19 protein-coding genes and 1 pseudogene are annotated in these 23,264 nt (G+C 70.1%); 14 read left to right on the top strand and 6 right to left on the bottom strand.

The window, feature by feature from the left end:
* The first annotated feature begins 84 nt into the window (after window positions 1–84).
* The 4 genes from SK854_RS35765 (at window position 85) to lgt (ending at window position 5,219) form a co-directional block, all read left to right on the top strand.
* The gene (locus SK854_RS35765) at window positions 85–1,152 is read left to right on the top strand and encodes a ferredoxin reductase (protein WP_319979564.1); all 1,068 of its coding nucleotides are present in this window, start codon (window positions 85–87) and stop codon (window positions 1,150–1,152) included.
* 76 nt (window positions 1,153–1,228) lie between these two features.
* Window positions 1,229–2,347 (top strand): fatty acid desaturase family protein, encoded by a 1,119-nt coding sequence (locus tag SK854_RS35760; RefSeq protein WP_319979563.1) that lies wholly within the window; start codon window positions 1,229–1,231, stop codon window positions 2,345–2,347.
* 120 nt (window positions 2,348–2,467) lie between these two features.
* Entirely contained in the window at window positions 2,468–4,249 is a 1,782-nt protein-coding gene (locus tag SK854_RS35755) for a CocE/NonD family hydrolase (RefSeq protein WP_319979562.1), read from the top strand.
* A 61-nt stretch (window positions 4,250–4,310) separates the two neighbouring features.
* Complete coding sequence (gene lgt, locus SK854_RS35750; RefSeq protein ID WP_319979561.1) at window positions 4,311–5,219, top strand: prolipoprotein diacylglyceryl transferase; 909 nt, start codon at window positions 4,311–4,313, stop codon at window positions 5,217–5,219.
* On the opposite strand, the gene SK854_RS35745 is transcribed toward lgt, so the two are convergent.
* Window positions 5,146–8,733: a discoidin domain-containing protein gene (locus SK854_RS35745; RefSeq protein ID WP_319979560.1), complete on the bottom strand. Its 3,588-nt coding sequence runs from the start codon at window positions 8,731–8,733 to the stop codon at window positions 5,146–5,148. The genes lgt and SK854_RS35745 overlap by 74 nt on opposite strands.
* Window positions 8,734–8,991: 258 nt before the next feature.
* On the opposite strand from SK854_RS35745, the gene SK854_RS35740 reads away from it, so the two are divergent.
* Genes SK854_RS35740 through SK854_RS35730 form a run of 3 tightly spaced genes read left to right on the top strand, consistent with a single transcriptional unit; the run spans window position 8,992 to window position 10,375 of the window.
* Window positions 8,992–9,693, top strand: coding sequence for a class I SAM-dependent methyltransferase (locus tag SK854_RS35740; protein WP_319979559.1), 702 nt, complete (start codon window positions 8,992–8,994; stop codon window positions 9,691–9,693).
* A 17-nt stretch (window positions 9,694–9,710) separates the two neighbouring features.
* Window positions 9,711–10,058 (top strand): hypothetical protein, encoded by a 348-nt coding sequence (locus tag SK854_RS35735; RefSeq protein ID WP_319979558.1) that lies wholly within the window; start codon window positions 9,711–9,713, stop codon window positions 10,056–10,058.
* Window positions 10,055–10,375: a hypothetical protein gene (locus tag SK854_RS35730; protein WP_319979557.1), complete on the top strand. Its 321-nt coding sequence runs from the start codon at window positions 10,055–10,057 to the stop codon at window positions 10,373–10,375. The genes SK854_RS35735 and SK854_RS35730 overlap by 4 nt, the downstream gene beginning before the upstream one ends.
* Before the next feature lie 7 nt (window positions 10,376–10,382).
* On the opposite strand, the gene SK854_RS35725 is transcribed toward SK854_RS35730, so the two are convergent.
* Complete coding sequence (locus SK854_RS35725) at window positions 10,383–10,889, bottom strand: YceI family protein (protein WP_319979556.1); 507 nt, start codon at window positions 10,887–10,889, stop codon at window positions 10,383–10,385.
* Window positions 10,886–11,206 carry a hypothetical protein gene (locus SK854_RS35720; RefSeq protein WP_319979555.1) on the bottom strand — a complete coding sequence of 107 codons (321 nt, stop codon included), beginning with the start codon at window positions 11,204–11,206 and terminating at the stop codon, window positions 10,886–10,888. The genes SK854_RS35725 and SK854_RS35720 overlap by 4 nt, the downstream gene beginning before the upstream one ends.
* A gap of 109 nt (window positions 11,207–11,315) precedes the next feature.
* On the opposite strand from SK854_RS35720, the gene SK854_RS35715 reads away from it, so the two are divergent.
* Window positions 11,316–13,994 (top strand): ATP-binding protein, encoded by a 2,679-nt coding sequence (locus SK854_RS35715; RefSeq protein WP_319979554.1) that lies wholly within the window; start codon window positions 11,316–11,318, stop codon window positions 13,992–13,994.
* On the opposite strand, the gene SK854_RS35710 is transcribed toward SK854_RS35715, so the two are convergent.
* Window positions 13,978–14,634, bottom strand: coding sequence for a response regulator transcription factor (locus tag SK854_RS35710; protein ID WP_319979553.1), 657 nt, complete (start codon window positions 14,632–14,634; stop codon window positions 13,978–13,980). The two genes, SK854_RS35715 and SK854_RS35710, sit on opposite strands and share 17 nt — an antisense overlap.
* The gene (locus SK854_RS35705; RefSeq protein ID WP_319979552.1) at window positions 14,631–15,416 is read right to left on the bottom strand and encodes a sensor histidine kinase; all 786 of its coding nucleotides are present in this window, start codon (window positions 15,414–15,416) and stop codon (window positions 14,631–14,633) included. The genes SK854_RS35710 and SK854_RS35705 overlap by 4 nt, the downstream gene beginning before the upstream one ends.
* A gap of 138 nt (window positions 15,417–15,554) precedes the next feature.
* Between SK854_RS35705 and SK854_RS35700 the strand changes: the two genes are divergently transcribed.
* Genes SK854_RS35700 through SK854_RS35690 form a run of 3 tightly spaced genes read left to right on the top strand, consistent with a single transcriptional unit; the run spans window position 15,555 to window position 20,754 of the window.
* Window positions 15,555–16,247, top strand: a complete 693-nt coding sequence (locus SK854_RS35700; RefSeq protein WP_319979551.1) for an ABC transporter ATP-binding protein — start codon at window positions 15,555–15,557, stop codon at window positions 16,245–16,247.
* The gene (locus tag SK854_RS35695; RefSeq protein WP_319979550.1) at window positions 16,244–18,565 is read left to right on the top strand and encodes an ABC transporter permease; all 2,322 of its coding nucleotides are present in this window, start codon (window positions 16,244–16,246) and stop codon (window positions 18,563–18,565) included. Before SK854_RS35700 ends, SK854_RS35695 begins: the two co-directional genes overlap by 4 nt.
* Before the next feature lie 11 nt (window positions 18,566–18,576).
* Window positions 18,577–20,754, top strand: coding sequence for a penicillin acylase family protein (locus SK854_RS35690; protein WP_319979549.1), 2,178 nt, complete (start codon window positions 18,577–18,579; stop codon window positions 20,752–20,754).
* Window positions 20,755–20,808: 54 nt separating this feature from the next.
* Here the strand turns inward: SK854_RS35690 and SK854_RS35685 are convergent, their stop codons facing one another.
* Window positions 20,809–21,597, bottom strand: coding sequence for a crotonase/enoyl-CoA hydratase family protein (locus SK854_RS35685; protein WP_319979548.1), 789 nt, complete (start codon window positions 21,595–21,597; stop codon window positions 20,809–20,811).
* 55 nt (window positions 21,598–21,652) lie between these two features.
* Between SK854_RS35685 and SK854_RS35680 the strand changes: the two genes are divergently transcribed.
* The 3 genes and pseudogenes from SK854_RS35680 (at window position 21,653) to SK854_RS35670 (ending at window position 23,244) form a co-directional block, all read left to right on the top strand.
* Window positions 21,653–22,252: a sulfite oxidase-like oxidoreductase gene (locus tag SK854_RS35680; protein ID WP_319979547.1), complete on the top strand. Its 600-nt coding sequence runs from the start codon at window positions 21,653–21,655 to the stop codon at window positions 22,250–22,252.
* Window positions 22,222–22,962, top strand: coding sequence for a ferredoxin reductase (locus SK854_RS35675; RefSeq protein ID WP_319979546.1), 741 nt, complete (start codon window positions 22,222–22,224; stop codon window positions 22,960–22,962). The genes SK854_RS35680 and SK854_RS35675 overlap by 31 nt, the downstream gene beginning before the upstream one ends.
* 13 nt (window positions 22,963–22,975) lie before the next feature.
* Window positions 22,976–23,244: pseudogene (locus SK854_RS35670) on the top strand (DUF6510 family protein).
* Window positions 23,245–23,264: the final 20 nt, after the last annotated feature.

Below are 23,264 nucleotides of genomic sequence, written 5' to 3'. Positions count from 1 at the left end.
ATTTGTTCCCTGCGAACAATCCAGCCCGGCAGATTCACGTCCTACGGACAGGACTTTACGCCCTGGGGCTATCAAGCTGGAGTCATGACTAGTGCCGCCCTCCGCAGCAGGGCGTGGAAACTGCTTGAGTTGGTCACGACGCCGCTGCTGCCGTCCGACTACCTCGACCTGGTCAGCCCACTTCGAGCGGGTGCTGACCTGCGCGGCCGCATCGAGGCCGTGCACCGCGAGACAGACGATGCCGCGACCATCGTGATCAGGCCCGGGAAGGGCTGGCGCGGTCACGTCGCCGGTCAGTACATCCGGATCGGGATCGACGTCGACGGCGTGCGCCTGTGGCGTGCGTACTCGGTGACATCGCCGACGAGCCGCGCCGACGGTCGCATCACGATCACCGTGAAGGCCATTCCCGACGGCAAGGTCAGCAACCACCTGGTTCGCAAGGCCAAGCCCGGCACGGTCATCCAGCTCGACCAGGCCACCGGCGAGTTCGTGCTGCCCGCCGCCAAGCCCGCGAAGGTGCTCTACCTGACGGCCGGCAGCGGCATCACGCCCGTGATGGGCATGCTGCGCGACACGAAGTTCGCCGACGTCGTGATGGTGCACTCCGCACCGCGCAAGGAAGACGTGATCTTCCGCAACGACCTGCACGACCTGGTGGCCGACAAAGCGCTGACGCTGGTCGAGCTGCACACCGACACCGACGGCATGCTCGACGTCGCCGAGCTGGAGAAGCTCGTGCCCGACTGGGCCGAGCGCGAGACCTGGGCCTGCGGCCCGACCGGCCTGCTCGACGCAGCCGAGGAGCACTGGACGAAGCACGGTGTCGCCGAGCGCCTGCACATGGAGCGCTTCCGGCCCACCGTCGTCGTCGCCGGCGAGGGTGGCGAGGTCACGTTCGGCAAGACGGGCAAGACCGTCGAGGCCGACGGCGCGACGCCGTTGCTGAACATCGGCGAGGAGGCCGGTGTGCTGATGCCGTCCGGTTGCCGCATGGGCATCTGCTTCGGCTGCGTGACGCCGCTGAAGTCCGGCGCCGTGCGAGACCTGCGCACCGGCGAGATCACCGAGGCCTCGGACAGCCCCACCGCCCACGTGCTCGTCCAGACCTGCGTGTCCGCCGCCGCGGGCCCTTGCGAACTCGAACGCTAGCGCCCACCACAGACATTCATTCCTCCCCCCGCGAAGTGGCCCACCCCCAGCCACTGCTCCCCGGAAAGCGAGCTACATGACCGCCATCGATCCCACCGCCCACCTCACCGACGAGCAGATCGAGGAGCTCGGCCGCGAACTCGACGCGATTCGCGACGAGGTCATCGCGAGCCGTGGTGAGAAGGACGCGGCCTACATCCGCAAGGTCATCTCGGTGCAGCGCAAGCTGGAGCTGACGAGCCGCGGCATCCTGCTGTTCTCGCTCTTCCCGCCGGCGTGGATCATCGGCACCGCCGGTCTGTCCGTGGCGAAGATCATGGACAACATGGAGATCGGCCACAACATCCTGCACGGCCAGTGGGACTGGATGCGCGACCCGAAGATCCACTCCACGACCTGGGAGTGGGACCACGTCTCGCCGGCCGACCAGTGGAAGCACTCGCACAACGAGCTGCACCACACGTACACCAACGTGATCGGCAAGGACAACGACCTCGGCTACGGCATCATGCGCGTGGACGAGGACCAGAAGTGGCACCCGATGTACCTCGCGCAGCCGCTGTGGAACTTCATCAACGCGTGCTTCTTCGAGTACGGCATCGCCGCGTACGACCTGGAGCTGGGCAAGAACCTGCACAAGCGCCGCCGCAAGAACCCCGAGTTCGTCGCGCGGGCCAAGGCCGTGGGTCGCAAGATCCGCAAGCAGGTGCTCAAGGACTACGTGATCCACCCGCTGCTGTCGGGCCCGTCGTTCCTCACCACGCTCGCCGCGACGTTCACCGCGAACCTGATCCGCAACCTCTGGTCGCACTCGGTGATCATGTGCGGTCACTTCCCCGAGGGCGTGCAGACCTTCGAGCGCCGGTCGATCAGGGGCGAGACGCGCGGCCAGTGGTACCTGCGCCAGATGATGGGCTCCGCGAACATCAGCGGCAGCAAGGCCATGCACTTCATGACCGGCAACCTGTCGCACCAGATCGAGCACCACCTGTTCCCGGACCTGCCGAGCAACCGGTACGCCGAGGTCGCGGTGAAGGTGCGCGCGCTGTTCGAGAAGTACGAGCTGGACTACGTGACCGGCCCGCTGCCCAAGCAGGTCTTCTCGGCGTGGCACAAGGTCTTCCGCCTGTCGCTGCCGAACAAGAAGCCGAAGGTCAAGACGCCGAGCAAGGACAAGGAACTGGTCGCCGCCTGAGATCGGTAGTGGTTCAGTCCTTTCGGCCGTACCGGAGACACCTCCGGATTCGGTGAGATTCCTTCGTGAGGCCCGAGTTATTCCCCTGCTGCTTCATCGGGCCCTCCGACGGAGGAACACATGCGAAGGGTCTATCTCGTCGCGGCCGGAGTTCTCGCGGCCGCGACGATCTACACGCCTGTCTCGGCCGCGGCCCCTGCCGCCGCGGCGATCACCGAGACCGTCTACGTCGAGTCCACGATCGACAGCGACTCGGACGGCAAGCTCGACCGGATCGCCGCCGACGTCATGCGGCCCGACACCGCCGAGCGAGTGCCGATCGTGATGGAGGCCAGTCCCTACTACGGGCTGGGTGCTGCTGCCGCGTCGGCGACGAACGTGCCGCGCGGCTTCGGCCGTTGGTACGACGAGTACTTCGTGCCGCGCGGGTACGCCGTGGTCGAGATGGAGATGCAAGGCACCTCCCGTTCGACCGGCTGCCCGACCACCGGCGGCCCGGAGGACACCGCGAGCGTCCGTGCGGTCGTGGACTGGCTCAACGGCCGCGCCAAGGCGTTCTACGCGGACGGCCGGGCTGCGGTCGCGAGCTGGAGCACCGGCAACGTCGGCATGCTCGGCGTCTCCTACAACGGCACGCTGCCCAACGCGGCGGCCGCGGCGAACATCCCCGGCGTGAAGACGATCGTGCCGATCGCCGCGATCTCCAGCTGGTACGAGTACGCCCGTGACCAGGGCATCGGCTACAAGGGCTGGGAATCCAACTACCCGACCTTCCTCGCCAACTACGTCGTCAGCGCGGCGCAGAAGGCGAAGTGCAAGCCGGTCTTCGACAAGCTCTCCGCGGACGACGGCGACGAGTCGTGGGACTACACGTCGTTCTGGAAGGCCCGCGACTACCGGGTGGGCGCGCAGAACGTGTCCGCGTCGGTGTTCGCCGTGCACGGCCAGGCCGACTGGAACGTCAAGCCGTCGCAGTTCGGCCGCTGGTGGAAGGAACTCGCGGACCGGAACGTGCCGCGCAAGATCTGGCTGCACCGCGGCGGCCACCTCGACCCGATCTCGTTCCGCCAGGCCGAGTGGCAGCGCGTCATGGGCCTGTGGATGGACCACTGGCTCAAGGGCGCGGACAACGGGATCATGGACGAGCCCATGGCCGACGTGCAGAAGCCGGACGGCAGCTGGGAACAGGCCGCTTCCTGGCCGCGGCCGGACACGAAGGACACCACGCTGTACTTCGGTCCCGCGGCCGGTGGCATGTCCGGTTCGCTGACCACCACGCCGGTGACCAGTGGTACGCAGAACCTGCGCGCGAACGCGAACATCAGCGAAGCGACCATGATGGCCGGCCCGGAGACCGCGAACACCAACCGGCTCGCCTACGTGACGGCACCGCTGACGAAGGACGCGCGGTTGTCCGGCGAGGTCAGCCTGACGGTGCGGGTCGCGTCGAACCGGGCGTCGACGCCGCTCACCGCGTTGCTGGTGGACTACGGCCCGAGCACGCAGGCGGTGCTGTCCGAACGCAGCCCGCTGCAGCTGTCCACGGAGGTGTGCGGCCGCAACGACCTGCGGGACAAGACCGGCTGCGCGCGTCCGCCGGACGTGTCGATCCAGGCGGTCTCGGCGACCATGCTGACCAAGGGTGCGATCGACGCCAAGAACCGGCTGTCGCTGGAGACCGCGACCCCGTTGCCCACCAACGGGTCCACCGCGGAGGTCACCTGGAAGCTGCACGCCCGTGACGCGCTGATCCCCGCCGGGCACCGGATCGGGATCGTGCTCGTCACGAACCACAACGCCTACCTCGCCACGGACACGGCAGCGAGCGGTGTGTCGCTGAACGTGTCGCTGGGCGTCAGCAAAGTGGTGCTGCCGATCGTCGGCGGTGTGTTGAACAAGTGACGAAGAGCCGGGGCCTGCGGACTTCACAGTGCGCAGGCCTCGGCGTCGTTAGTGTGGCGCGATGCTTCTGGCCGCCATCCCCAGTCCGACCCAGGGCGTCTGGCACCTCGGTCCGATGCCGATCCGCGCCTACGCGTTCTGCATCATCGGCGGCATCCTCGTCGCCGCCTGGCTGACCGAACGCCGCTACGTCCAGCGCGGCGGCAGGCCGGGCGTCATCAACCAGATCGCGACCTGGGGCGTTCCGTTCGGCATCGTCGGCGCCAGGCTCTACCACGTGGCCACGTCCTGGCAGCCGTACTTCGGCCCTGGCGGCAGCCCGATTCGCGCCCTCTACATCTGGGAAGGCGGGATGGGTGTCTGGGGTGCGATCGCGTTCGGCGCGCTCGGAGCGTGGATCGGTGCGAAACGCGCCGGAGTGGCGCTACCTCCGCTCGCGGACGCCGCCGCACCGGGAATCCTTCTGGCACAAGGGATCGGCCGTCTCGGCAACTGGTTCAACAACGAGGTGTACGGCGGCCCGACCGACCTGCCGTGGGCGCTCACGATCCACGAGTGGGACCAGGACGCCGGCCGTGCGGTGATCGGTTCGGACGGACTGCCGGTGGTGCTGGGGACGTTCCACCCGGCGTTCCTGTACGAACTGCTGTGGACCTTCGCCGCGGCGGCCGTGGTGATCTGGGCGGACCGGCGGTTCCGACTGGGGCACGGCCGCGCGTTCGGGCTGTACGTGGTGCTCTACACGCTGGGCCGGCTGTGGATCGAGGCGCTGCGGATCGACACCGCGAACACGATCCTCGGGCTGCGCCTGAACATCTGGACCTCGTTGATCGTGGGACTGGGCGCCGCCGCGCTGACGCTGTGGTCGGCACGGCGGCACCCCGGCCGGGAGGATCTCAGCTCAGCTTCGGCGCCGAGTTGTACGCCTCCGCCAGCAGACGCGGGTTCCGGACGGACCGCTGCGGGTTGATCGTGACCGTCCGGACCTCACCGGGCAGCAACCAGAAGTAGTTGTCGCCGTAGAGGGTCGGCAGCACGCGGTCGGTGCCGTTGCGCTCCCGCAGGGACAGCCGGACCATCGCGGCGACCGTCTTGCCGGTGTTGCGGATGGTCGCGGTGTAGCCGTTCTTGTTGCTGCTCAACGTGGCCGTGAGCGTCGTGTACGCGAGCTGGTTGAGGGCGTGCATGGATTCCGGCGTGCGGTAACGCCAGTAGGTGTTCTCGGAGATCTGCTTGCCCTGGGCGTCGGTCAGGGTGAGGCGCAGCAGGTGGAACGCGGGCAGTGCGGCGTCGAACGGCACCGTGAACAGGGTGCTCGCCGAGGTCGCGGCGACGTCGAGCTTCTGCTCCTGCGCCTGCCCGATCGCCTTGCCGTCCAGGGCGAACAGCTGTGCCTTGACGGTGACGCCCATCAGGTGCGAGGCGGTGTGGTTGACCGCCGTGACCTGCCAGGTCGTCAGGTTCGCCTGCACGTGCCGTTGTTCGCAGCCCTTGCGGGAGCCGTAGTAGCTGCCGTTGACGTCCATGTCGTAGTCGTAGGTCTGCCACACCGTGCTGTGCCACGCCGGGTGCGACATCCACAGCAGCACGCCGGTGGCGTCGTTCCACAGCCTCGCGTTCCACGCCTCGAAGATCGCGCGCATGTTCTCGTAGTTGACGAACTGCGCCTTGCGGCAGAACTCCTCCATGCTGCTCGAAGGCGCGAGGCGGGCGTCGATCGCGGCCTGGTAGCCCTTGGGCTGCTGGTTGCTGTTCTCCGACCAGTCGTGCATGTACCAGGCGTCCCCGATCGGCCAGCCCGAGTTGCCCTGGCCGACGAGGTTGCGCATGCTCTCGACCACCGACACCGTCGGCAGGCCGATCTCGCTCCAGAACCCGAACTTCCCGCCTGTGGCCTCGCCGGTGCCGTACGTGCGCGGGTCGACCCACCGGTACGTGCCGTCGCCGGTGATCACGCCGCCCGCCGAGTTCGGCTGGTACATCAGGTCCGTGTTGGTGTGCACGATCTCGCGCAGCACCTTGTCGACGGCGTAGGGCGGGCTGCCCTCGTTGCAGCCGAACCACGCCACGCAGCAGGCGTGCGAACGGTAGCGCAGCACGGTGTCCTTGGCCTGCGCGAAGAACTGGTCGTGGTTCGCGGGGTCGGCGGACCAGCCGAGCCAGAACTCGTTCCACAGCAGGATGCCGTACTTGTCGCACGCCTCGAAGAGCTCTTCGCGGTACGACGAGCCGACCCAGTTGCGGATGACGGTGAAGTTCATGTCCTTGTGCAGCGCCACAGCGGCGTCCGCGCGCGAACCGGGCATGCGGCGCAGCAGTTCGTCCCAGCCCCAGCTGCCGCCGCGGGCGAAGATCTTCACGCCGTTGACGAGGATGATCAGCGGCTTGGGGGAGTTGTCCTGCGCCACGACGTCGGTCCAGCTGTCGCCGTCCTGCGAGACCTGGATCTTGAACGTGGCCGCGTAGGCCGTCTCCCAGCGCAGCGTCACGCGGTCGAACGAGGTCGCGGCGCCCAGGTCGACCTGCACCCACTCGTTGTCGTTGTAGTTCGAGGTCCAGCGTGACTTCGGGTCCCCGTCGGTGACGGCGCCGGGTGAGGTCCAGTCGGCGGCCGACGACGCGGTCGCGGTCTTGCCGCGCGCCAGGTCGGCGTCCGGGGTCCTGCTGTCCACGACGGACATCGTGAAGACGGAGAATCCCCAGCTGGTGGCGCGCCTGCCGCCCTGCATCCGCACGTAACGGGCCTGCTGGGCCGGGAAGTCGACGGTCTGGTCGGCGGCGCCGTCGACGATCGTGATCGGCAGGTCGTACTGGTAGGTGACCTGCCGGATGCCGAACTTGAGCTTCTTGCGGTCGCTGACCGCGGTGCCGAGCGTGGCCGTCAGCGTCAGGTCGTGCAGCGTCGGGTCGCCGTACCCGTTGGGCCACCACAGCTTCGGGTTCTTGATCCGCAGCTGGGGGTGCGTGGCCGGCGCGAACACGACGGCGGCCTCGGAGTTCGCGGGCACGCTGACGGTGCTGCTGACCTTGACACCGTCGAACTCGGCCGTCACGGTGACGCTCTTCGCGGAGGACTCGACGTTGCGCACCGGCACGGTGAACGTGACCTCGGCGGTCGTCTTGTCCGGCAGCACCGTGTCGATGCGCGGATCGCCGACGACGACGGCGCCGGTCGAGCGCAGCCGGACGTGGTTCCAGATGCCCGACGCGCGGTCGCGGACGGCGGGCATCCAGTCCCAGCCCGACACCGCGAGGTAGGTGGGGGAGTTCTTGAACATCGTGCTGTTCGCGCCGACCCACGCCTCTCCGCGCGGTCCCTTGTCTCCAGGACTGCCGGGGAACGGCATCGGCGCGATCTTGACGGCCAGGTTCTGGTCGCCGGTCTTGCGCAGTGTGGACGTGATGTCGAGCGCGGCCCGGCCGAACGGGTTGCTGATCGCGCCGATCTTGGCTCCGTTGAGCCAGAACTCGGCCTCGTGGTTGATGCCGTCGAACTCCAGCCACACGTGCCTGCCCGCGCCCGTGTCGAGGCCGCGCGGCACGCTGAACGTGCGCCGGTACCACCACGTGTGCCGGGACAGGGCCTCCGGGATCTTGAGGTTGTTCATGCCGTACACCGGATCCGGCAGGTGACCCTGCTCGACCAGCGACGCGAGCACGGTGCCGGGCACGGTCGCGGGCACCCAGCCGCGGGTGTCGACGTTCTGACCCGACAGCGCGGCGCCGTCCTCGGCGGGCGCGAAGTCCTGCATGGTCAGCACCCAGCCCGACTCCAGCGGCACGGACCCGTCCGGTGCCACGATCAGCGCGGGGTTCTCGTGGTTCCGCACGGGCCAGTTGGTCCAGCCCTTGACCGCGGGCCGGGTGTCCCTGCTGGTGCCGTAGACCTGCAGTCCGTTGAGCCCCAACGGGTTCGTCGTCGACCTGCGCGAAGCGGAGAACCGGACCCAGCGCGCCTTCACGGCGGGCGCGAACGGGATCGTGATCACGCCGCCCGCACCGGACTCGGTGGCGTGGACCGTCCGCCAGACCTTGCCGTCGTCGGACACGTCGAGGTCGAAGACGGTCGCGTAGCTGGAGAGGATCTCCGTGCCCAGGGTGTCGGCGCGCGAGCCGTTCGCGTCGAACGCCCCGTCACCCGGCTTGGCCTCGAACGTCAGCACCACCGAGCTGATCTCGCAACGGCCCTGCAGGTCCACGATCATCCACTGGCCGTCGCCCTGACCCGCCCGCCAGCCGGAGCCCTGCACACCGACCTGCGCGAGACCGTCCACGGCGAACTCCGCCGGGGTCGCCGCGTAGTCCGTCGAGGACACCGACACCGGACGGAACAACGCGAGGTCCACGGCCTTCTGCTGCGCCGCGGCCTGCTCGGGCGCCGCTGACGCTGACCCCGACAACACGGAGCTCAGACCGAAACCGGCGAGCAGACCACCGCCCATGGTCAGTGCCTGTCTGCGCGAGACACCGCTGTCCTCCGCCATTGCGAGCTCCGATCCCTGTCCTGACAACGTTGCCAGGAAGCTTCGGTCTCGTTACGCGACTGGTCAACAAGACAAACGAGACAGGATCTCGCGACGAAGACATCGATGTCATCGCTTCGGGATCGAGTCATGTCCACTGGCCAGGCACAACGCGGTCCGTCCCGGTCCCGCACGTGTAAAAGACCGGTACAACGAGCGGTCCGGTCTCCGTTGGTGCCTTGGAGCCGCTTTGGTGACCACGCTGGCAAGATCGAGTGCATGAGCGACTACGACAGCGTGGCCGAGGCGTACGACATCGACAACGAGAAGAGCCTGCCGAACGCCTACTACGAGCGGCCCGCCACCCTCGCCCTCGCAGGAGACGTGGCCGGACGCCGGATCCTCGACGCGGGGTGCGGCGCGGGCCCGTTGTTCGCGGCGCTGCGCGAGCGGGGAGCGATCGTGAGTGGCATCGACGTGAGCACGGGAATGATCGAGCGGGCCCGGCTCCGTCTCGGTGAGGACGCCGACCTGCGCGTCGCGGACATCGCCGAGCCGCTGCCCTTCGCGGACGGCGAGTTCGACGACGTCATCGCTTCGCTGGTGCTGCACTACCTGGAGGACTGGGGACCGACCCTGGCCGAGACGCGGCGGGTGCTGCGCCCCGGCGGCCGGCTCATCGCGTCGGTCAACCACCCCACCGCCGAGTACTCGATCGAGCGCGTGCAGGGGCGCCGGCCCGACTACTTCGAGACCCGCGCACAGGTGGCGGAGTGGCCGGTGGGCGACCAGCTGGTCAAGGTGACCTTCTGGAACCGGCCGCTGCACGCGATGACCGACGCGTTCACCGCGGCCGGGTTCCGCATCTCCCGGATCGCCGAACCGCCACCGGCACCGGAAGCCCGTGAGCTGTTCCCGTCGGAGTTCCACCTGCTCGCGACCGCGCCGAGCTTCCTGTTCTTCGTCCTCCAGGCGGAATGAACCCCTGCGCTCCGCGCGTGAGACGTTTCATCGTGGCAGCTCTGTGCCTTTTCGCGGCCGCGTGCGGCACCTCCGCACCGGCCACCACATCCGCTCCGAGCCCGACGCCGGTGGAGGACGCACAGTCCATTCGGGACGCCTTCGAGACCTACGCGAAGGCCGCGCTGGCCAACGACGGCGCCACCGCCGTCGGGGTGGTGTCGCGCAACACCCTCGACGAGTACGACAAGATCAGGAAGCTCGCGCTCACCGCCACGGAGCGCGAACTCGACCCCCTGGTGCCCAGTGGCCGCGTCCTCGCGTACGCGATGCGCGCGGAACTGGACCCTCGACGGTGCGCGGCGCGTCGCCGAAGGACCTGGTGAAGGCCGCGGTCGAACGGAACATCGTCGGTGCCGCGAGCATCGCCGACGTCACCCTGGACGAGCCGGCGATCAACAAGGGCAACGCCATCGCCAAGGTGCTCCTCGACGGTGAGTTCACCGGCACGATCTTCAGCTTCGTGCGCGAGGACGACAGGTGGAAGTTCGACTCCCTGGCGGTCTTCGGGCTGACGGACACCGACCTGAACGGACTGCGCGACGAGAAGAACCTGAGCAGGGACCAGCTGTTCGACGAGGTCCTGATCGCGAAGTACGGCGCCGCGAAGGCCGCCGAGGTCCGCAAGCCCCTCGGCGGCTGACGCGGGGTCACACCGGCCTGATCACCGCGGTGACGGTGATGTCCACGTAGCGGCCGATCAGGAACCCCGGCGCGCGGACTCCCAGCGTGCGGCGGTCCAGCCGGGCCGTCGCGGTCAGCACCGCCTCCCGTTCGTCCACCGAGGACAGTTCGGCGGTGCCTTCGATCGTGGTGTGCGCGCCCCTGGCGGTGAGCGTGCCGGTGACCTGCCAGCCGCCCTCGGCAACCCGTGCCGAGGTCGCGGTGAACCTCATCGTGGGATGCCGGTCGAGGTCGAGCAGGCCCGGTTTGCGCAGGTCCAGGTCGCGTTTGGTGTTCCCGGTGTCGATGGAGCCCAGGTCCAGCACGCCGTGCACGGCCAGCAGCGCGCCGTCCGGTCCGATCTCGACAGACCCCTCCGTGATCGGCACGGTGCCGTGCGCCTTGCGGCCGAGGTTGCCGACCTGGAACGACGCGGTGCTCCGAGTGAGGTCCGCCCGCCACACTCCTGCGGCGAGCGTGCGCACGGCGGTCATGACTGTCCGCCGTCGTACTCGAAGACCTGCAGCACCGGGTAGATCTCAACGCGGTCCGCGCCCCGCAGCAGTGCCGCGTCCTCGCCGGGCAGCAACTGCGTGCTCATGATCGCCTTCTGCGTGTCGATCAGCACCTGCTCGGACTCGGCGATCGACACCACGACCTCCGCCCCGTCCGCCCGGCGCAGCACGTAGGTCGCGATGTTGCCCGGCACCGACAGGGCCGCGGGCGTGATTCGTTGCTTGGCCGCGAAGTCCGCGGCGGCCAGCTGTTCGGGGCCGCGGGGCCCGTCGAAGTAGGTGAGCTGTGCGTACATGGTCGCCTCCTTGGTCGATGCACCGAGTCTCGGCGCGTTCGGCGCGACGCGGATCCGTGCCAGTACGGAGTGCGGTACTGAACCGCCACCGGTCGGCGATACTCCGGGTGTGGAGGAGACTCCGATCTTCGGACGGGACCGCGAACTGGCCACGCTCCGCGCGAGCCTCGTCGCGGCGGCGGGTGGTTCTGGCCGTCTCGTGCTGGTTCGAGGCGAGGCGGGCATCGGCAAGACCCGGCTGGCTTCGGCCGTCGCCTCGATGGCCGCCTCGTACGGAATCCCGGTCGCGCGTGGTCACGCCGTCGACGACCCCGGCATGCCTCCGTTGTGGCCCTGGCGTCGACTCGCTCGTGCGCTGCCCGAGTTGTCGCGCGTGCTTTCCGAGGCGCGTCCGGACGACTCCGCGCGCTTCGCCATGCTCGCCGACGCCGCAGACGCGCTGGTGGCCGAGGCTTCTACCGATGGGCTGCTCATCGTGCTGGAGGACCTGCACTGGGCGGACCGCACGTCGTTGCGCCTGCTCGGTCACCTGGCGGCCGAGTTGCCCGCCGCGCGGATCCTGGTGGTCGCGACCTACCGCGACGCCGAGCTGTCCGAGCTGATGCGCGCCCCCGCCACCCGCACGGTGCACCTGGGCGGGCTGAGCAGGGGTGACGTGGCCGGGTGGGTGCGTTCGGCGGGCGTGGCGGACCCGGAGGCACTGGCCGCGCGACTGGTGGACAGCACGGGCGGCAACCCGCTGTACGTGCGCATGCTGCTCGACAGCGGTGAGGAGGCCGGGGAACTCCATCGGCTGGTGTTGTCGCGGCTGGACCGGCTGAGCGCACGGGCCCGGGAGGTGCTCGGGGTGGCGAGCGTGCTGGGGGAGCGGATCGACCCCGCGCTGCTCGCGGCCGTCACCGGGGACGAGCCTTCGGCGTCGCTGGACGAGGCTGTCGCGGCCGGGGTGCTGCAGGTCCGCGACGGGGCGCTGGCCTTCGCCCACGCCCTGGTCAGGGACGCGGTGTACGAGGACCTCGCGCCTTCGGCGCGGGCCGACCTGCATCGGCGGTGTGCGCTGGCGCTGGCCGCCGGGGGTGGTGCGCCGGGGAGGATCGCGGCTCAGTGGCGGCGTGCGGGGGGAGTGGACGCGCCCGCGGAGTGCACCCGGTGGGCGACCGAGGCGGCGCGGGCCGCCACGGCGGAGCTGGCCTACGACGAGGCGGTCGGGTTCGCCGCGCTCGCACTCGCGGCGTCCGAGGAGAAGACGGCGGAGCTCACCCTCGGACTCGCCCGAGCCGAGTTCCTCGCCGGCGACGCCGCGGCCAGCCTCGACCACTGCCGCACCGCCGCCCGCCTCGCCGAGCAGTCGGGCACCCCGGAGCTGATCGCCGAAGCGGCCCTCGTCATCAACGGACTGGGCGACCGCTCGCTGCTGACCGCCGTCGACCAGCTCTGCGCCACCGCCCTGCGGCACGACCCCGGCGAAGCCACCGCGTCCCGGCTGCTCGCCCGCCGCGCCATGGCGGCCACCACCAGCGGTCACGGAAACCGCGCACGCGAGCTGTCCGCGACGGCGTTGGAGCTCGCGGTGCGCAGCGGCGACCCCGACGCGGAACTGGACGGCATCCACGCCCGGCACCTGGCGTTGTGCGCGCCGCAGTTCCGCGACGAACGGGTCGTGCTGGCGAACCGGGCCGTCGAACTGGCCGGGACGGCCCGGCAGCCGCACGCCGAGCTGTGGGGGCACGTGTGGCTGGTCGACGCGGCGTTGCAGGCCGGGGACCTGGGCGAGGTCGACCGGCAGCTGGACCTGATCGAACAGTTCGCGGAGGCGCGGCAGCACGCGGTGGCGTGGTGGCACCTGCACCGGCTGCGGGCCACACGGGCGGCGTTGGTCGGCCAGTTGCAGCGAGCGCGCGAGTGCAACGAGACCGCGAAGACCGTGGCCGAACGGATCGGGGCCACGGCCACCATGGGCATGTACTACGCGTTCCGGCAGGGGTTGGCGCAGCTCGAAGGCGGCATCGACGAAGCGGAGGCGCGAGAGGCGTTCGCGGTGCTCGACCAGGTCGGCGACATTCCGCTGGCTCGTGTCTACGTGCCGTACCTGCACGCGCTGCTCGGGGAAACCGAGCAGGCGAGGGCCACGTTCGAGGAGTTCCGGGCGATGCCGGCGACGCTGGAGGTCGCGCCCACGTGGGCGCCGCTGGTCTCGCACATCGGTGCGGTCGCGTGCCTGCTGGACGACGTCGAGGCGGCGGCCGGGGTGTACGAGGTGCTGTCCGCGTTGGAGCCGCACTACGGTGCGGACGGGTCCGGCGCGCTGTTCTCCAACGCCGCCACGCCGCGGTTGCTCGGCGATCTCGCGATGACGTGCGGCCGCAGGGAGGTCGCGGCGGAGCACTACCGGCTGGCGCTGGAGATGAACGCTCGCATCGGCGCGCGGCCGTTCACCGCGCTCAGCCGGCTCGGGCTCGCCAGAGCACTGACCGACCCGGCCGCGGCACGGACGCTCGCGACCGAGGCGGCGGCCGAGTTCCGTGCGCTGGACATGCCGATCCGGCTCGCGCAGGCCGACCGGTTCCTGAAGCAGATCAAGACCGACGAACAGGCGCGGGATCCGTTGTCGCCACGCGAGTCCGAGGTCGTGGACCTGGTGGCGCAGGCCCTCACCAACCGGCAGATCGCGACGAAACTGCACCTGAGCGAACGCACCGTCGAGACGCACGTGCGCAGCGTGCTGGCCAAACTCGGGTTGCGCACCAGGACCGAGATCACCGCCTGGGAGCTCACGCGCCGGGCGTGACCAGGCCCGTCTCGTAGGCGAGGACGACGGCCTGCGCGCGGTCGCGCAGTTCCAGCTTGGCGAAGATGCGTGCCACGTGCGTCTTCACGGTGGCCTCGCTCAACGTGAGGTACGAGGCGATCTCGGAGTTCGACCGTCCACTCCCGACCAACGCGAGCACCTCGCGTTCCCGTGGTGTCAGAACAGCGAGATCCCTGTGCACGGCGGGAGCGGAGACGCCGGAGGCGAAGCGTTCCACGAGGCGCCGGGTGATCGACGGCGCGAGCAGCGCGTCCCCGGTCTCCACCAGCCGCACGGACGCGATCAGGTGTTCCGGCGTGACGTCCTTCAACAGGAACCCGCTGGCACCCGCCGCCAAAGCCTCGTACACGTACCGGTCGAGGTCGAACGTCGTCAGCATCAGCACACGGCTCTCGCCCGGCTCCCGCACGATCCGCCGGCACGCCTCCAGCCCGTCCATCCCCGGCATGCGGATGTCCATCAGCACGACGTCCGGCCGCAGGTCGCGCACGACCGACACCGCCTCGGCCCCGTCCGCCGCCTCGCCGACGACCTCGATGCCACCGGAGTTCAGGATCATCCGGAACCCGATGCGCACGAACGCCTGATCGTCCGCGATCACCACCCGCGGCCCGGTCACGGTCGCTCGATCGGGATCTTGGCGCGGACGCGGAACCCGCCGCCGAGCCGCCTGCGCGCGTCCAGGTCGCCGCCCAGCACCGCCACACGTTCCCGCAACCCGAGCAGCCCCCGTCCCTGACCGTCCTCAAAGGACACCGAGTCGCCGGACAGTGCGCTGGGCCCGGAGTTGAGCACCTCGACCCGCAGGTGGTGCTCCGCGTACCGCACCGTCACCTCCGCCTTGCGCCCGTCGCCGTGCTTCAACGCGTTGGTCAGCGCCTCCTGCACGATCCGGTACGCCGTCAGGTCGACACCGGACGGCAACGGCCGCGGCTCGCCGGAGATGCGCACCTCCACCGGCAGCCCGGCGAAGCACATCCGGTCGACCAGCGAGCTCAACCGGCTCAGACCCGGTTGCGGCGCCAGCAGATCGTCGCTGTCGGCGGACGGCGCGAGCAGGCCGAGCATGTGCCGCAGCTCGGTCATCGTGTCGCGGCCCGCGTTCTCCACGGCCAGCAACGCGTCGGTCGCCTCGGACGTCCCGGCCGTGAGCACCCGCCGCGCCGCCCCTGCCTGCACCACCATCACGCTCACGTTGTGGCTCACGATGTCGTGCAGTTCCCGTGCGATGCGGGCCCGTTCGGCGTCGACGGCGTTGCGGGCGGCGGTCTCCCGTTCCCGCTCCAGCAACCAGCCGCGTTCCTCCATCGCACGGGTGTACGCGCGCCGGGACGCCGCCAGCCGCATCGCGAAGTACGCCGCGGCCAGGCAGGCGACGACGGCCACCACCAGCTCCCACACCCCGTCACTGTCCCAGAGCGCCGATCACCCGCGCATCAAACCCCGGATGCAGTCACTACATCCCCAGGATGACCCCGCCCGCCGAGTTACCTCCCCGGACTGACGCCTCCGAACCCGCGGCTCAGCAAGATGGCCGCCATGCAGAACGCAGACGCCGTCGTCGAGCTGACGAACGTGCGCAAGGAGTACAGCGACTCGACCGCGCTGGACGGGGTGTCCCTCGTCGTCCGCGCCGGGGAGGCCGTCGCGGTGATGGGACCGTCCGGCAGCGGGAAGTCCACGCTGCTCAACATGATCGCCGGCCTCGACCGCCCGACGTCGGGCGGCGTGATCGTGCACGGTTCGGATCTCGGCGTGCTCAGCGAGACCGGGCTCGCCCTGTTCCGCCGGCGCGGCATCGGCATGATCTTCCAGTTCTTCAACCTGCTGGACGACCTGTCGGCGCTCGACAACGTCGCCCTCGCGGCCCAGCTGACCGGCATGAAAGCGAGCCAGGCCCGCACACGCGCCCTGGAGTTGTTCGGAGAGCTCGGCATCTCCAGCCGCAAGAACATCTACCCGGCGCAGCTCAGCGGCGGCGAACGGCAGCGCGTCGCGGTGGCACGGGCGTTGATGAACCGCCCCGCCCTGCTGCTCGCCGACGAACCGACCGGCGCCCTCGACAGCAGGTCCGGCGAACAGGTCATGGACCTGCTGCTCGACCTCAACCAGATCGGCCAGACCCTGTTGCTCGTCACCCACGACGAACGCCTCGCCACCCGCTGCGCCACCAGGGTGATCGAGGTCGTCGACGGCCGGATCGCCCGCGAGCACAGCATGGATCGGGCATGAGCGCGGTGTGGTCGGCGTCCTGGGCCGCGGTCCGCCGGCGCAAGCTGCAGACGATCGTGATCGGTGTCGTGGTCTGCGCGGCGAGTGCGACGCTCGTGATGGCGCTCGGCCTGCTGGACGCGTCGGCCGCGCCGTTCGACCGGGCCTTCGCCACCCAGCGGGGCGCGCACCTGGCCGCGGCGTTCGACCCGGCGAAGGTGACCGAGGCCCAGCTGAAGCAGGCAGCGGGACAGACCGTGTCCGCGGGACCGTTCCAGCAGGCCACTGTGGACACTTCGACCGGGGAGGTCTTCCTCGGCGCGCTCACCGTGGTGGGACGGGCCGATCCCGGTGGTCAGGTCGACCGCGTCTCGGTGTGGCGGGGCAGATGGGCCACCAACGCCGGTGAGATCGTCCTCAACCGCACACCGGGATCCGTCGGGCGGATGGACGTCGGCTTCGAGCTTCGGCTGCCTGGACGTCCGGTGCTGAAGGTCGTCGGGTTCGCCCATTCGGTCACGGGATCAGCCGACGCGTGGGTGACTCCTGAGCAGATCGCGGCGCTGCGACCGAACGCGCTGCAGATGCTCTACCGGTTCGCGCAGGCCGGCACCGCCGCCCAGGTCGAAGCGGGACAGGCGGCGGTCACGGCGGGGTTGCCGGAGGGCGCGCTGCTCGGCACGCTGTCGCACCTCACCGTCAAGGACAAGGCGACGTCCGAGCTCGGCGTGTTCATCCCGTTCCTGATGATCTTCGGGATTCTCGGGCTCGCCGTGGCGGTGCTGATCGTCGCCAACGTCGTGAGCGGCGCCGTCGTCGCGGGCCTGCGGCACATCGGGATGCTCAAGGCGATCGGCTTCACCCCGAACCAGGTCATGGCCGTCTACCTGGTGATGGTGTCGATCCCGGCGTTCGCGGGCTGCGCGCTCGGCACGGTCGCGGGCAACCTCGTCGCCAAACCGATCGTGCAGGACGCGGTCGAGGGCTTCGGTGTCGACGAGCTGAGCTTCGCGCCGTGGGTGAACATCGTCGCGGCGCTCGGCATGCCGTTGCTGGTGGCGTCGGCCGCCCTAGTTCCGGCACTTCGAGCGCGAAGGCTGCCGGCGGCACGGGCGATCAGCGCGGGCATCACCGCGCACACCGGAAGGGCGTTGCGCGTGCAGCGCTGGCTGGGCGGCACGCGGCTGCCGCGGTCGATCAGCCTCGGCCTCGGGATGCCGTTCGCCCGCACCGGTCGCAGCGCGCTGACGCTGGCCTCGGTCGTGCTCGGCGTCATGACCGTGACCCTCGCGGCAGGCGTGACGATGTCGATGACGGCCTACAACGACGCCGTCCGGCCCCACTTCACCGACCGCGTCGAGCTGATGGCCGGATCACCGCCGGGCATGCCCGGCGTTCGTCCGGAAGGCGTGGAGGCGCCCGCCGCGACACTGAGCGACGCCGAGGACGAGTCGATGCTGCGCTCCTTGCCCGGCACGACAGCGGTTCTCGCCAGCACCCAGCTCGACGCCGAGGTCGCGGGCGGCACCCAGAAGGCCACGATCCTGTTCTACCGCGGGGACACCGCGACGCTCGGCCCGCGCGTGCTGACCGGGCACTGGCCGGACGGGCCGGGGCAGGTCGTGGTGCCGTCGAGGTTCCTCAACCAGCGCGGGCTCGCCGTCGGCGACACGATCACCGTTCAGGCGCGGGGAAACCGGACGCAGATGAAGATCGTCGGCGTCGTGCTGACGAACAACGCCGACGAGATCTTCGCCGACTGGTCCACTGTGGACCTCCTCGAACCCGGTGCCCGTGCCGACACGTACCTGGTGCAGATGGCACCCGGCACCGACCGCGCCACCTACACCGCCGCGGTGAAGGCCGGGGATTCGGGACTGCGCGTCCTTCCGCCGCGTGACGGCACGTCGTCGACCGCCGTGATCATCATCGGCGCCGCTCTGGTGCTGACGCTGGTGCTGGGCGCCGTCGCCGCCCTGGGCGTGTTCAACACCGTCGTCCTCAACGCCCGTGAACGGCGCCGTGACCTCGGCATGCTCAAGTCGATCGGCATGACCCCGCGTCAGGTCACCGTGCTGCTGGTGACGTCCATGGGCGCGTTGGGCGTGCTCGGCGGACTGATCGGCGTGCCCGTCGGCATCGGCGTGCACCAGCTGGTCGTGCCCGCAATGGCCCACGCGGGCCAGGCCGACGCCGTCGACATCCTCATGAACGTCTACCACGCGCCGTTGCTCGCGCTGCTGGCCCTCACCGGCGTCGTCATCGCCGTGCTGGGCGCGGTCGTGCCGGCCAGGGGAGCGGCGCGTCTCTCGATCGCCACCGTCCTGCACAACGAATAGGGGGATCACGAATGCGCAGGTTCATCGCGTTGTCGCTCGTGGCAGCAGGGGTTCTGGCCACGAGCCTGCCCGCCGTCGCCGACAGCGGCACGGTGATCAGACGAACGTCCTACGGCATCCCGCACGTGCTCGCGCACGACTATCGCGGCGTCGGCCAGGGACTCGGCTACGCGTTCGCCGAGGACAACACCTGCGTCATGGCGGAGATCGTCGTGACGCTGTCCGCCGAACGGTCGCGCTGGTTCGGGCAGGACGACCTGGCCAGCGACCTCTACTACCAGCGCCTCAACCAGTCCGCGGTGGTCGAACGGCAGCTCGACCGTCCCTCGAAGCAGGCCAAGGACCTGGTGCGGGGGTACGTGGCCGGGTTCAACCGCTATCTCGCCCAGAACGGCGCGCCCGAGGGGTGCAAGGCCTGGGCGAGGCCGATCACCGAGATCGACGTGTGGAGGCGCGTCCACCAGGTCGCCGGTCTCACTGGCAGCGAAGGCTTCCAGGAACAGCTCGTGTCGGCCCAGCCGCCCGGCACGGCGCTCGCGGCGCCCGCACGGGTGGAGAAGGAACGGCCCGGCAGCAACGGCATCGCGCTCGGCAAGCAGGCGACCGCCGCCGGAACCGGCATGGTGCTGGGCAACCCGCACTTCGACTGGGCCGACACCTGGCGCTTCTACCAGCACCACCTCACGATCCCCGGCGAGCTGAACGTCAGCGGCGCGGGCCTGTTCGGCGTGCCGGTGGTCAACATCGGCCACAACGACAAGCTCGGCTGGACCCACACGGCGTCCGAGGCCCAGACGATCACGCTCTCGAAGCTGACCCTCGTCCCCGGCGACCCGACCAGCTACCTCGTCGACGGCAAGGCACACCGCATGATCGCCGAGCAGGTCACCGCCGGCGGCACGACGAGAACCCTCTACCGCACCCCGGACGGCCCGGTGGTCGAGGACGACCGCGCGCTGCAGTGGACCGACACCACCGCGTTCGTGCTGCGCGACGCGAACCTGGGCAACCTGCAGGTCGTCGACCAGTGGCTGGCCATCGCCCGCGCCCGCAGCGTGCCCGACCTGCACCAGGCGCTCGTCCGTCACCAGGCACTCCCGTGGGTCAACACACTCGCCTCGGACACCACCGGCACCGCCTACTTCGGTGACGTCCAGGTCGTCCCGCACGTCACCGACGAGCAGCGCGCCCGGTGCGGCGCCGACGTGCCCATCGGCCTGGTGGTCCTCGACGGCAGCCGGTCGGACTGCGGCTGGGGCACCGACCCCGACGCCGTGACGCCGGGCAGGTTCGGCCCTCGTCGGTTGCCCACGCTGATCCGGCGCGACCACGTCAGCAACATGAACGACAGCGCGTGGCTGGCGAACCCCGCCGCGCCGCTGACCGGCTACCCGTCCATCGTCGGCGACGTCGGCACCGAACGGTCCGCGCGCACCCGCGTGGGCCTGGACATGATCGGCACCAACACCTTCACACTGTCCACTCTGGAACAAGCGATGTTCGGCAACCGCAACCTCACCGCCGAGCAGGGCCGAGCCGCGGTCGTCGCGATGTGCCAGGCCAACCCGACCCTGCCCGCGAACGACGGCCGGCCCGTCGACGTCCGCGCTGCCTGCTCGGTCCTGGCAGCCTGGCCCGGCACCGGAGACACCGGCTCAGAAAGCCGGGGCGCCTACTTCTGGCGTTCGTTCGTCGCGCTGACCGGCCGTCCTGGGACGAACCTGTGGCAGGTGCCGTTCGACCCGGCCGACCCCGTCCACACCCCACGCGGCATCAACGCGAGCGATCCCGGCGTCCAGCGGGCCTTCGCCGACACGGTCCGGCTGTTCGGAGACGCCGGTGTCGCGGTGGACGTGCCGCTCGACGCCGTCCAGCAGTACGAGGGCATCCCGATCCACGGCTGCCGCGGCCCGGAAGGCTGCTTCAACGTCATCTCGGTGCCCGGCCCGCCCCGACCGGGACTCACTCCGGAGATCTCGCACGGCTCCAGCTTCGTCATGGCGGTCGAGCTGACGAAGAACGGCCCGCGGATGAGCTCGATGCTGATCTACGGCCAGTCCGCTGACCCGGCCTCTCCACACCACACCGACCAGGCACGGCTCTACGCGAAGAAGCAGTGGGTGAAGGGCGAGTTCACCGAACGGGAGATCGCCCGCAACGCCGACCTGACGATCCGGCGCCTCCGCTGATCGCCCGCACCTCCGGTCCGACACCGGACCGGAGGTGCCGTCCGGCGCCGGACCTCACCGTTCGCCGCCGTCGTCAGCGAACTTCCCGTGCCGTCCGGCGCCGCCCGCGAACCGGGCGGCGCCGGCCATCCCTTCCCGGGCCACGATCGGCACCCCGGCCGCGCCTTCTGCCCGCAACGCCTCGGCCAGCGGCAGGTCGAGTCCGCCGTAGGTCGAGGCCCGGTCGGCCAGCACGCATTCGAACGGGAACCCGGCGATCTGCTCGGCCAGCTCCAGCGCGGCCGCCACCGCCTGACCGGGTTCCACCACCCGGTTGGCAAGCCCGATCGCCAACGCCTCCTCGGCGTGCACCGGACGTCCGGTGAGGATCAGATCCAACGCCCGCCCCAGCCCCACGATCCGTGGCAGCCGCACGGTGCCACCGTCGATCAACGGCACACCCCACCGCCGGCAGAACACCCCGAACACCGCGTCGCTCTCGACCACCCGCAGGTCGGCCAGCAGCGCGAGCTCCAGCCCGCCCGCCACCGCGTAGCCGCTCACCGCCGCGATCACCGGCTTGCCCAGCTCCAGCCGGGTCGGCCCCATCGGGCCGGCGCCGCCACCGGAGGGGTCGAGCTCGTTGCGCCGGGCGGGATCCCCGACGACGCTCAGGTCCGCCCCCGCGCAGAACGTCCCGCCCTCGCCCGCGAGCACCGCGACCCGTTGCGAGGGATCGGCCTCGAACGCGAGGAACGCGTCCCGCAGCTCAGCGGCCATCGGGCCGTCGACCGCGTTGCGCCGGTCCGGGCGATTCATCCGGATCAGCGTCGTGGTGCCGGTGATCTCGACCCTGACGTCCATGTGACCTCCGTGATCAGCAGTGGCGTTCGGCGCGCCACTGGCGTCTACTGACACGATGCCAATCGTCTCTCCCGGTTTCACCGGGCGACGCCAGTCACCGGACGTGCAGCTGCCGCCCGGTCAGTACCTGGCAGAGGACTTCCCCGTCCTCACGGCGGGCCCGACGCCGCGAGTGACCACCGACCGCTGGCAGTTCACGATCAACACCGAGGCCGGTCAGCGTTACGACTGGTCGTGGCAGCAGCTGATGGACCTGCCCGCGGAGAAGATCACCAAGGACATCCACTGCGTCACCAAGTGGTCGAAGCTCGGCACCCGCTGGAAGGGCGTCTCGCTCGACGTCCTGCTGGAGGACGTCGAGACGGCGGCGGACTTCGCGCTCGTCCAGTCCTACGGCGGCTACACGACGAACCTGCCGCTGGAAGACCTGATCGACGGCCAGGCGTGGATCGCGTACCGCTACGACGACGACGAGCTCACGCCCGAGCACGGCGGCCCGGCGCGGCTGCTGGTGCCGCACCTGTACTTCTGGAAGTCGGCGAAGTGGGTCCGCGGGATCCAGTTGCTGCTCGAGGACGAACCCGGCTTCTGGGAAAGCGCGGGCTACCACGACTACGGAGACCCATGGCGCGAGCAGCGGTATCAGGGCGACTGACCTGGCGGGTGGCCTCGGTGGCCGAGTCCACCGACATCACCAAGAGCGCGCGCAGCCTCGTGTTCGACGTGCCCGGCTGGCCCGGTCACCTGCCGGGGCAGCACGTCGACGTCCGGCTGACCGCCGAGGACGGCTACTCGGTGCAGCGCAGCTACTCGATCTCCTCCGCGCCGGACGGGGAGCGGTTCGAGCTGAGCGTTCAGCGGGTCGCCGACGGCGAGGTGTCGCCGTACCTGTGCGACGTGCTCGCACCCGGCGACCAGATCGAGCTGCGCGGCCCGGTCGGCGGCTGGTTCGTGTGGCGCGCGGCCGACCAGGCGCCGGTGACGCTCGTCGCGGGCGGATCGGGCATCGCGCCGTTGATGGCGATGATCCGCACACGGGCCGCGGAAGGCAGCCGGGTGCCGTTCCGGCTGATCTACTCGGTGCGCACACCAGAGGACGTCTACTACGCCGACGAACTGCGCCGGCGTGCGCGCGAGGACGCCGGCCTCGACGTGCACCTCGTGTACACCCGGCAAGCCCCGGAAGGCTCGCCCGAGCCACCGAAACGCCTCGGCCTGGCCACCTTGAACACCCACGCCTGGCCGGCCGACTTCACCCCGAACGTCTTCGTGTGCGGGCCGACCGGGTTCGTCGAGACGGTGTCCGACATCTTCGTGGCGCTCGGTCACGACCCCCGCCGCGTCCGCACCGAACGCTTCGGCTGACAGGAGAGCACCGATGAGCGACGACCACGTCGACGGCAACGCGCTGGCGGGCGATCTGCGGGAGATCTTCGCGGTGGACCTGACGGTGGCGACCGGACAGTGCTCCGGCTGCGGCTACCGCGGCTCGGTGGCGACCCTGCGCGTCTACCAGAACGCGCCGGGCATCGTCGCGCGCTGCCGCACTGCGAGGAGGTCGTGCTGCGGCTGGTCCGCGGCCGCGACCGCGCGTGGCTCGATCTGCGCGGCACGGTGAGCCTGGAGATCCCGCTGCCATCCCCGTGAGGCGGTTTCGGGGACGGCAG

The sequence above is a fragment of the Lentzea sokolovensis genome, assembly GCF_033949975.1.
Taxonomy (GTDB): Bacteria; Actinomycetota; Actinomycetes; order Mycobacteriales; family Pseudonocardiaceae; genus Lentzea; species Lentzea sokolovensis.
This window is presented reverse-complemented; position numbering and strand designations above follow the sequence as displayed.

What these genes read in the sequence shown, in the direction of transcription:
- lgt (WP_319979561.1), top strand. Translation starts at nt 4,311, where the DNA reads ATGCTTCTGGCCGCCATCCCCAGTCCGACCCAGGGCGTCTGGCACCTC.
- SK854_RS35675 (WP_319979546.1), top strand. Translation starts at nt 22,222, where the DNA reads ATGGCGCGAGCAGCGGTATCAGGGCGACTGACCTGGCGGGTGGCCTCG.
- SK854_RS35725 (WP_319979556.1), bottom strand. Translation starts at nt 10,889, where the DNA reads ATGACCGCCGTGCGCACGCTCGCCGCAGGAGTGTGGCGGGCGGACCTC.
- SK854_RS35765 (WP_319979564.1), top strand. Translation starts at nt 85, where the DNA reads ATGACTAGTGCCGCCCTCCGCAGCAGGGCGTGGAAACTGCTTGAGTTG.
- SK854_RS35755 (WP_319979562.1), top strand. Translation starts at nt 2,468, where the DNA reads ATGCGAAGGGTCTATCTCGTCGCGGCCGGAGTTCTCGCGGCCGCGACG.
- SK854_RS35700 (WP_319979551.1), top strand. Translation starts at nt 15,555, where the DNA reads ATGCAGAACGCAGACGCCGTCGTCGAGCTGACGAACGTGCGCAAGGAG.
- SK854_RS35690 (WP_319979549.1), top strand. Translation starts at nt 18,577, where the DNA reads ATGCGCAGGTTCATCGCGTTGTCGCTCGTGGCAGCAGGGGTTCTGGCC.
- SK854_RS35720 (WP_319979555.1), bottom strand. Translation starts at nt 11,206, where the DNA reads ATGTACGCACAGCTCACCTACTTCGACGGGCCCCGCGGCCCCGAACAG.
- SK854_RS35680 (WP_319979547.1), top strand. Translation starts at nt 21,653, where the DNA reads ATGCCAATCGTCTCTCCCGGTTTCACCGGGCGACGCCAGTCACCGGAC.
- SK854_RS35695 (WP_319979550.1), top strand. Translation starts at nt 16,244, where the DNA reads ATGAGCGCGGTGTGGTCGGCGTCCTGGGCCGCGGTCCGCCGGCGCAAG.
- SK854_RS35685 (WP_319979548.1), bottom strand. Translation starts at nt 21,597, where the DNA reads ATGGACGTCAGGGTCGAGATCACCGGCACCACGACGCTGATCCGGATG.
- SK854_RS35760 (WP_319979563.1), top strand. Translation starts at nt 1,229, where the DNA reads ATGACCGCCATCGATCCCACCGCCCACCTCACCGACGAGCAGATCGAG.
- SK854_RS35740 (WP_319979559.1), top strand. Translation starts at nt 8,992, where the DNA reads ATGAGCGACTACGACAGCGTGGCCGAGGCGTACGACATCGACAACGAG.
- SK854_RS35745 (WP_319979560.1), bottom strand. Translation starts at nt 8,733, where the DNA reads ATGGCGGAGGACAGCGGTGTCTCGCGCAGACAGGCACTGACCATGGGC.